Genomic DNA, 7,967 nt, shown 5'->3' with positions numbered 1-7,967 from the left:
CGTCGGCGTCGCGGACCCGGCCCGAGACCCGGCTCACCGCGGTGGACGGCTTGTCCGCGCCCCGGACCAGGATCAGCTTGTTGGCGAATCCGGTCTGCACGCCGATCCGCACGGTGACCGCGAGGTTGAGGCCGGTCTCCTCACCCGGGCGCACCCTGGGCGCGACGACCGTGGCGGTGAAGTTCTTGCTCTGGCCGGCCTTGAGGTTCGCGGACGCGGCACATCCGGCGGTGCACCGCAGACCGCCGGAGACGGCCACGAAGGCCCGATCGGTGCCGCGCTCGTTGTTGTTCGTCACCCGGAACCGCACGCGGACCGACTCGCCGGACCGCACGTTGTCCGACGACACCCGTTCGATGCGGATGGCCGGCGACGCGGCGGCCACCGGTGTCGCGGACACCGCCAGCGCGGTACCGGTCACCACCAGCAAACCGGTCGGCACCAGCACAGAGGTGGTTCGGATCCACCGGTTACGTAAGCGCGTCGTCACGAACAGCCACCCTTCTCTCCGGCAAGCGACCTAGGACACCGCGGGCCACTATGCCTGTCTCGGGTGGATAGCGCGAGCCAACGTGCTGGGCGTCATGGCCGTCGGCCGATCACTCCCGGACGGTGGCGGTCGGCGGCGCCCAGCCCGGGTCGCGGCCGATGAAGCCGAGCATCCTGGTCTGCGCGTCGGCGTCGTCCTTCACCGGCACCCGCGGCCCGTACTGCCCGGAGGACCGCATGACCTCCTCGATCGATTCCATCCCGGCCAGCAGCTCGGCGCAGAAGCCGGCGTCGAGCCGGTCGTCCTGGCCGGTGGCGCGGGCGAGGTCCCAGGTGTGCATGAACACGTCGGCGGTGTAGAACTGGTCGATCGCGCGGTCCAGCGGCACGTCGCCGATGTGCCGGTTGCTCAGGACCAGGCCGGCGGTCGCCGGGTCGTCGAGCAGCGCCTGCACGGCGTCGTACTGTGCCTGCCACGCGCCGGCCGGGTCGTCGTCCACGCTCGGTCCGGCCGGCAGCTGGACGCCGCTGCCGCCGGCGAGGAACGGCGGGAACCACTCCGTCAGGTGGCGCACCACGTCGCGGGCGGTCCACTCGGCCACCGGTGAGGGCACGTCCCAGGCCCGGGTTCCCCGTACCCGATCCGTGAACGTGCGCCCGATCTCCCTGTGCCGTTCCGCGGGCAGCTCAGACAGTGCCATCAGCGAGCATCTCCTCGAGTTTCGCGTATCCCTGGTTGATCCCGATCTCCATGCCGCTCCTGAGCCATCCGTCCCGGGTCTCGAAGCTCTCCATCAGCGACTGCGTGCGCAGCCGGCTGCGGCCGTTGCCGAGGTCGTCGAACCACATGGTCTGCAGGGCCACTGCGTCGGGGTCGCCCTCGTAGGTGAACGTCTGCACGATGCGGTCCGCCCGGACCTCGTGGAAGCAGCCTCGGAACGCGTACTCCTCGCCGTCGCGGGTGGACACGAACCGCCAGCTGCCGCCGGTACGCGCGTCCCACTGCTCGATCCGCGTCTGCAGCGAGCTCGGCCCGATCCACTCTGCGAACAGCACGGGATCGGTGTGCGCCCGGAACAGTTGCCCGGGGGTGCCCGCGAACTCGCGGCTCAAGCGGATGATCGGCAGGCCCGGGTCGGCCTCGATCGTGGTCTCGGTGATGGTGCTCATGCCGCGCTTCCGTCCTGCTCGTCGTTGCCGGTACCGGTCTCGTTCAGTCGCGCGATGACCGCGTCCAGACGGAGGTAGCGTTCCTCCGCCTGGCGCCGGTAGCGCTCGATCCACTGGTCCATCGTGTCGAAGACCTCCGCTTCCAGTCGCACCGCGCGAGGCTGCGGCCCCGGCGGCCGGCTCACCACCCCGGCGTCCTCGAGCACCTTCACGTGCTTGTAGACCGCCTGCAGCGACATCCGGTACGGCTCGGCGAGCTGGTTGGCGGTCGCGTCGCCGGCCGCCAGCCGGGCCACCATGTCGCGCCTGGTCGGGTCCGCGAGGGCCGCGAAGATCCGGGACAGCTCGTCCACCGCCATCGGCACCTCACAGGCTCAGTCTTTCAACTCGCTGGTTGAAACGAACCGTAGGGCCGGCGCCATGGACCTGTCAACCACTGGGTTGAAAGCCCAGGGCTGCACTTCATCCCTGCAGCGTCACCGCCACCGGCGCGTGGTCGGACGCAGTCGTCGTGCCCACCCGCACATCGGTCACCCGCAATCCGTCGGTCACCAGTACGTGGTCGATCTCCTCGACCGGGTGGTCCGCCGGGAAGGTCGGCACCGGACGGAAGGGCGCCAGTCCGTCGGCCAGCCCACCGTCGCGCAGGAGGCCCATCGTGGTGCTCTGCGGCGCGATGTTCAGGTCGCCGGCGACCACGGTCGGGCCGCCACCGAAGCTCCTGGCGAATTCGGCCAGTGCCCGGGCCTGAGCGTCCGGGCCGGCGTCCGGGGGTGGTTGCAGATGGGTCGCCACCACGGTCCACTGCCGACCGGCGACCGGCACGGTGACGCCGAGCGCCTGTGCACCGGTCGGCGCGCCGGCGGCCGGGAGGATCACGCTGCGCACCGTGCCGACGCGCAGGCGGGTGAGTATCGCGTCGCCCCAGACCGAGTCGGCGGCCGGCGCGAAGTAGGAGCGCATGTCCAGCCGGCGCGCGAGCAGCGCGAGGTCGTCGTGGCCGCCGTTGAGCAACCACGCGCGGTCGACCTCGGACAGGGCGACGACATCAGGCCGCTCCGCGGCGATCGCCAGGGCGATAGCGTCGGGATCGAACCTTCCGTTCAGTCCGAAGCCCATCCGGATGTTGTACGTGACGAGCCGCAGCCGGGGCTGCTCCGGCCCCGGCCGCAGTCCGCTCGGCTGCGCCACTGCGGCCAGGCCGGTCGACACGCCCAGCAGCACGACGGCGCTCACCACCACGGCCGGCCGGATCACGGTGCGCGGTGCCGGGCTCGGCGCGGTCCAGGCGTAGACCGCTGCGGCAAGGCCGACGGCGATGGGCACCCACTGGTTCGGATAGCCGATGTCGTAGGACGCGTAGTACGCGATCGCGCCGATTCCGAAGACCGCGATCCCGCCGACGAGCGCATAACCGTGGTGCTTCGTGCGTTCCGCGGCGAGTCCGACGCAGGCGCCCAGCGACGGTGCGGCGAGCAGAACTGCAAGCCACAGCCAGCGGCCGTCCGCGTACCCGAAAATGACGGTGCCGGCGACGAGCCCCAGCCCGGCGGCCGGCCGCAGCCATTGGCGCGGACTGGCGGCCGACCACAGAAAGAGCAACGCGGCCAGGATGCTGACCGGGATGTACAGCAACGGCCGGTCGGCGCCCAGGTAGGACAGTGCGGCGGAGTTGACGGCCGGCGAAACGGCGAGCATGCCGGCCAGCAGCAGGGCGGGCCCGACGATGAACCAGCCGCCCGCAGGCGAATCCGGACCGTCCCGGCGAACGAAGGCCAGGACCAGGAACACGGCCACCTCCGCGAGCCCGAGCAGCCACGCCCACCAGCTGGTGCGCCAGCTCAGGTCGACCATGCCGAGCAGGGCGTGCTGGACGCTCGCGGCGGCGATCCCGAGCGGCACGCCCGGGCTCACCCGTGCGCCGCTGTCGGCCGACGCGGCCAGCCAGCCGACTCCCGCCAGCAGGCCGACCGAGGCGAGGTAGAGCTGCGGCTGACCACCGTGGACGAACAGCAGCGCGGCCCGGGCCGCGCCGAGGAGCACCGCGGATCCCACGGCGACCTGCCGCGCGCCGAGCCGGCGGCACAGCGGCGGTGCGGCGAAGCCACCGAGCAGCCAGACCAGCGCGAAGGCGCTCAGAAGCCACGCCGGGGTCGACGCCGCCTGCCCGAAGATCGTGATGATCGACGGCAACCAGACGCGGAGCACGTCGACGAACAGCAGGACTCCCACCGCGAGCATGGAGGCCCGGCGCGAGACGCCACGAAAATCCATGCGGGGACAGTAGCCAAGTACTTACCGGGCCTGCTCCCACATCCGGACGTAGGCCTCGGCTCCGGACATCAGCTGCTGTCGCAGCAGGGCGCTGTCGCCGCCGGCCTGCTGGATGAGGTCGGTGGACCAGTCGGCGAACAGGCCGTACTGGGCTGCGCCGTCGGTGTTGACGTCGAAGGTCCGCGTTCCGAAGACCTGCTTGGTCACCGTGGTGCCGTTGAGCGCGGTGAACGGGTAGACGAGCGGGTTGGCCGCGGCGTCCGGACGTGGGTTGGCCTGATCGCCGAGGCCGTTCACGTCAGTGCCGTAGCCGTAGCCGGTGATGGCGCTGCCGTGTGGCGCGGTGCGGTTGGCGCGCCATTCGCCGAGGAACTCGGGTACGGAGTTCGCGTACGTCGCCACGAACCCGCCCAGCGCCAGCACCCGGTCGATCATCGCCGGATCGGACCAGCTGTGCACCGAGGTCACGCCCGGATAGCCGGCCGCCGCGGCCATGTCGAACACCGCCTGCACGGTCTTCACGCTCATGTGATCGACGTGGATGATCATGCCGCGGTCCATCATCTGCGCAATGAGATAGCGGCCGAGGCTGGTCAGCCCGCGGGTGTTGCAGATCTTGCCGCTGGGATAGACCGGCAGCACGGCGCCGGGCGGCAGGTTCACGACGCCGAAGCTCAGCAGCCGGACAAGGTCGTCGCTGACCAGCGGCTGCTCGTTGTCGGACGGGCCGCTGCAACTGGTCGCGGTCCACCAGTGCCCGGTGGACAGCAGGTTGCCCAGGTTGACGAACGCCCCGCTGAGGCCGGCGTCGAACCGGGTGCCGCCGAAGGCGTTGTCGAACTTGTGCACCGGGTAGAGGCCGGAGACGCCGATCGACTGCAACTCGTCCAGGCCGGCGTCGATCTGGGCGGTGGTGCACTGCGGGACGTCGTTGATCTCGCGGCAGCCGAAGATCTCGGAGTTCTCGACGCCGATCGTCACGGCCAGTTTGCCCTGCGCGGCGATGTCCCGGACCTGCGCCGGCGTGGTGGCGATGCGGAACCAGCCCTTGCCGGCGCCGCCGTTCTGCGCGTCGATGTAGTCCTGCATCGAGTGCAGGTACCGGGACTGGACCCGGATCTGGTCCATCTCGTCACAGGAGGTGTCGCGGTAGGGGAACAGCTCGCAGATCGCGCGGTTCGCGACGAGCAGCGCGTTGAGCACCCGTTGCCCAGCCCGCCAGGAGCGCTCGATGCCGCGGTAGTACGACTGCTCGTGCAGCAACGAGTTGTGCTGCGGCCAGTCGCCGAAGGTCGGCCAGCCGTCCTCGGGCGAGTTCACCGGATCGGTTCCGCCGACGATCGCCTCGAACAGCGCGCCCACGTTGAGGCTGCGGTGCGTGTCGCAGCCGGCGAGCGCCGTCTGCACTCCGCCGGACGCCCATGCCTCGCCGCAGTGCATCCGGCCGCCGAACGCAGCGGCCGCGGTGATGTGCGCGTGCGCGTCGATGGTGCCCACGAGCCGGCCGTTGCCGTCGACGCCCGGCGCGGGGGTGCCGCTGACGCCGGGATCGATGTCCGGTGCGGTGTAGCAGCCCGTCGCGGTGGCCAGGGCGACGGTGTACGACGAGCCGGCCGCGCTCAGTCTCCCCAGGAAGGAGCCCATCACCTGACCGGTGGCCGTCGCGGTGAACCGGTACCGGTCGCCGGCCTTGGTCACCGTGAAGTCGGCCCGGCTGCCGTACGAGTCGCCGGCGAGGATCAAACCGATGACACTCTGGTACGCCGGCCGTCCGTCGGAGCCGAACACCTCGTAGCGGCCGAGCTGGGTGGCCTCCAGCCGGAACGACGTGGCGGCGGAGGCGGAGGAGGTGAAGCCGTAGCCCGCGCCGCTGCGCACCACGTAACCCACCGGGGTGGATCCGTTGTAGACCCGCAGCGTTGCGCAGGCGCCGTCGAGGGCGTCGGCGTCGGGTGTGATCGGCGCGGCCTGCGCCGCGGGCACGGCGAGGACCATGGCCGCGGCGAGCGGGAGGATTGCGGCGACCGTGACGGCGGACAGGCAGGGGCGGTGGAATCGGTGGCGCATCGACAGGGACATGGCGGTGGTCCCTCCATGCATGCCGGGTCTGCCGATCCGGCGGCCGAAGTCACTTCAGCGTCGGCCAGCCCTGAGCCAATGTCAACACACAAGGTGAATAGATCGATACTGATAGCGATCAACTGATCGCCGGCTTGCGCTCAAGGTCTGAGGCCGGCCAGCAGGTCGCGACGCGACGACTCCCGTTTCGCTTCGTACATCGCGGTGTCGGCGCGGTGCAGGACGTCCTGGCAGTCCTGGCCGGCGGTGAACAGCGTGGTGCCGATGCTCGCGCCCACCGGTACGGCGGTGTCGCCCAGCAGGACCGGCTCCGCGAAGGCCGACTTCAGGCGGTCGGCCAGCCGGGCGAGGCCGGTCGTGTCGTGGACGCCGTGGGCGAGTACCACGAACTCGTCGCCGGCGAGCCGGGCCAGCAGGTCCCCGTCGCCGATGGCCGCGGACAGCCGATCGGCGACGACGGTCAGCAGGTGGTCGCCGGCGGCGTGACCGAGGCTGTCGTTGACCGCCTTGAACCCGTCGAGGTCGATGAACAGCAGGGCGCCGTCGGCGACGAGGGCGTCGGTCAACGCGGTCATGAAGGCCCGGCGATTCGGTACGCCGGTCAGCGGGTCCAGGTGCGCCTGCCGCCACATCTGCTCCCGCAGCTCCAGGCCGCGCAGCACGGTGGCCGCCTGGTTGGCCGCGCCGGCCATGTCGACGACGAACCGCCGCCCCACGGCGGCGCTCTGCGGACCCGCGAAGCTGGCCACGATCATCCCGAAGAGCTGGCCGGGCAGGGCGATGCCCACCACGACCATGGAGTCCAGCTCGAACTCGTCGAGGACCCGGCGGATGAACGGGTCCTCGCTGCGCCGGTCGTGAATCTGGGGCAGGTCGGGCCGGTTCAGGAGCGTGGCGACGTAGTCGGTGTCGGCCGAGGTGACGGTGAGCGCCGCGAGCTTCTCGGCGAATTCCGGCGGCCAGCCCACGTGCGCGGCGATCCGCATCGTGGCGTCGTCGTCGAGCAGCAGGACGCTCGCCCGGTCGGCCGACATCATCGCGTGCGCGGCGACGACGGCGACCTCGGCGACCTCGGTCCGCGACCGCGCCCGGGTGAGCGAGCTGGAGAGCGCGAGCAGGCTTTCCGCGGTGCGCTGGCGGGCGGCGGCGGTGGCCACCGCGCTGAGCGTGTCGAGCGTGACGGCGGCCAGGTTGGCGTACGCGTCGAGCAGTTCCCGGTCGGAGTCGAAGAAGTCGTGACCGAAGGCGACCAGGTACCCGTAGTCGTGCTGGGCGGAGGCGATCCGGGCGACCAGCCGCCCCGGGCCCGGGAGCGGGGTGGCCGGGTCCAGCGTGTAGGCCTCCAGCTCCGCCGCCGACAGACCGAAGCTGTGCACCTGGCTGGGTGCGTCGGCCGGGCCGGCGACCAGCAGGAAGGCGTGAGCGTTGACCGCGTACCCGGCGCGGTCGGCGACCGTGGCCAGCGCCACCGCCGGGTCGTGGGCCGCGACCAGTTCGGCCACCGTGGTCTGCAGCTGCCGCAGCTGGCCCAGCATGGCCGACTCCAGCACGTCGTCGCGGTCGACGCCGCGCCGCCAGGGCGCCCACCGGGTTGGGGACGGCCGCCACTTCACCTCGTAGCGGCAGGCCGCCGCGCCACGCACCTGACACGATCGGTGCGTCACCGACGCCGGAGGCAGGCCGAACACCACCGGTGCCTGGCTCAGCAGCCCCAGCGTGTAGTCGCAGTCGAAGCGGCTGGGCCGGTGCCCGTCGTGCAACCGGTATTCGAGGACCGCCGCGCCACGGGTCACCCGCAGCGCCCGGAAGTCCGAGACGGTGCTGAACTTGGCGCCGGCCTTGGCGATCAGCCGCAGCAGCCGGCCGGGCCCGCCCGTCATCGAGAGCGCGAGCCGTTCCGCCGCGCCGACTTTTGATAGATTGAGTAGATATAAAAAAGTAAAACAAAATTTGAT

6 protein-coding genes and 1 pseudogene are annotated in these 7,967 nt (G+C 71.1%); all 7 read right to left on the bottom strand.

What is annotated here, in order from left to right; translation table 11 throughout:
* Window positions 1-442: pseudogene (locus AB0M20_RS16875) on the bottom strand (carboxypeptidase regulatory-like domain-containing protein); the annotation flags it as partial.
* A gap of 157 nt (window positions 443-599) precedes the next feature.
* A complete protein-coding gene (locus tag AB0M20_RS16870) occupies window positions 600-1,190 on the bottom strand; it encodes a TIGR03086 family metal-binding protein (RefSeq protein ID WP_364299004.1) in 591 nt (196 codons plus the stop codon).
* Window positions 1,177-1,659 (bottom strand): SRPBCC domain-containing protein, encoded by a 483-nt coding sequence (locus tag AB0M20_RS16865; RefSeq protein ID WP_364299002.1) that lies wholly within the window; start codon window positions 1,657-1,659, stop codon window positions 1,177-1,179. Before AB0M20_RS16865 ends, AB0M20_RS16870 begins: the two co-directional genes overlap by 14 nt.
* Window positions 1,656-2,018, bottom strand: a complete 363-nt coding sequence (locus AB0M20_RS16860; protein ID WP_364299000.1) for a metalloregulator ArsR/SmtB family transcription factor — start codon at window positions 2,016-2,018, stop codon at window positions 1,656-1,658. The genes AB0M20_RS16865 and AB0M20_RS16860 overlap by 4 nt, the downstream gene beginning before the upstream one ends.
* A gap of 103 nt (window positions 2,019-2,121) precedes the next feature.
* Complete coding sequence (locus AB0M20_RS16855) at window positions 2,122-3,933, bottom strand: endonuclease/exonuclease/phosphatase family protein (RefSeq protein WP_364298998.1); 1,812 nt, start codon at window positions 3,931-3,933, stop codon at window positions 2,122-2,124.
* A gap of 21 nt (window positions 3,934-3,954) precedes the next feature.
* On the bottom strand, window positions 3,955-6,012 hold the full coding sequence (locus tag AB0M20_RS16850; RefSeq protein ID WP_364298996.1) for a hypothetical protein: 2,058 nt from the start codon (window positions 6,010-6,012) through the stop codon (window positions 3,955-3,957).
* 140 nt (window positions 6,013-6,152) lie between these two features.
* Window positions 6,153-7,892 carry a GGDEF domain-containing protein gene (locus AB0M20_RS16845; protein WP_364298994.1) on the bottom strand — a complete coding sequence of 580 codons (1,740 nt, stop codon included), beginning with the start codon at window positions 7,890-7,892 and terminating at the stop codon, window positions 6,153-6,155.
* Window positions 7,893-7,967: the final 75 nt, after the last annotated feature.

The organism is Actinoplanes sp. NPDC051633 (assembly GCF_040681735.1).
Classification (GTDB): domain Bacteria; phylum Actinomycetota; class Actinomycetes; order Mycobacteriales; family Micromonosporaceae; genus Actinoplanes.
Note: the sequence above shows the minus strand (reverse complement) of the source record. Positions and strands in the feature narration are given on the sequence as shown.

Excerpts from the sequence above, each read along its gene's own strand:
- AB0M20_RS16870 (WP_364299004.1), bottom strand. The coding sequence starts at position 1,190 with ATGGCACTGTCTGAGCTGCCCGCGGAACGGCACAGGGAGATCGGGCGC.
- AB0M20_RS16865 (WP_364299002.1), bottom strand. The coding sequence starts at position 1,659 with ATGAGCACCATCACCGAGACCACGATCGAGGCCGACCCGGGCCTGCCG.
- AB0M20_RS16860 (WP_364299000.1), bottom strand. The coding sequence starts at position 2,018 with ATGGCGGTGGACGAGCTGTCCCGGATCTTCGCGGCCCTCGCGGACCCG.
- AB0M20_RS16855 (WP_364298998.1), bottom strand. The coding sequence starts at position 3,933 with ATGGATTTTCGTGGCGTCTCGCGCCGGGCCTCCATGCTCGCGGTGGGA.
- AB0M20_RS16850 (WP_364298996.1), bottom strand. The coding sequence starts at position 6,012 with ATGTCCCTGTCGATGCGCCACCGATTCCACCGCCCCTGCCTGTCCGCC.
- AB0M20_RS16845 (WP_364298994.1), bottom strand. The coding sequence starts at position 7,892 with ATGACGGGCGGGCCCGGCCGGCTGCTGCGGCTGATCGCCAAGGCCGGC.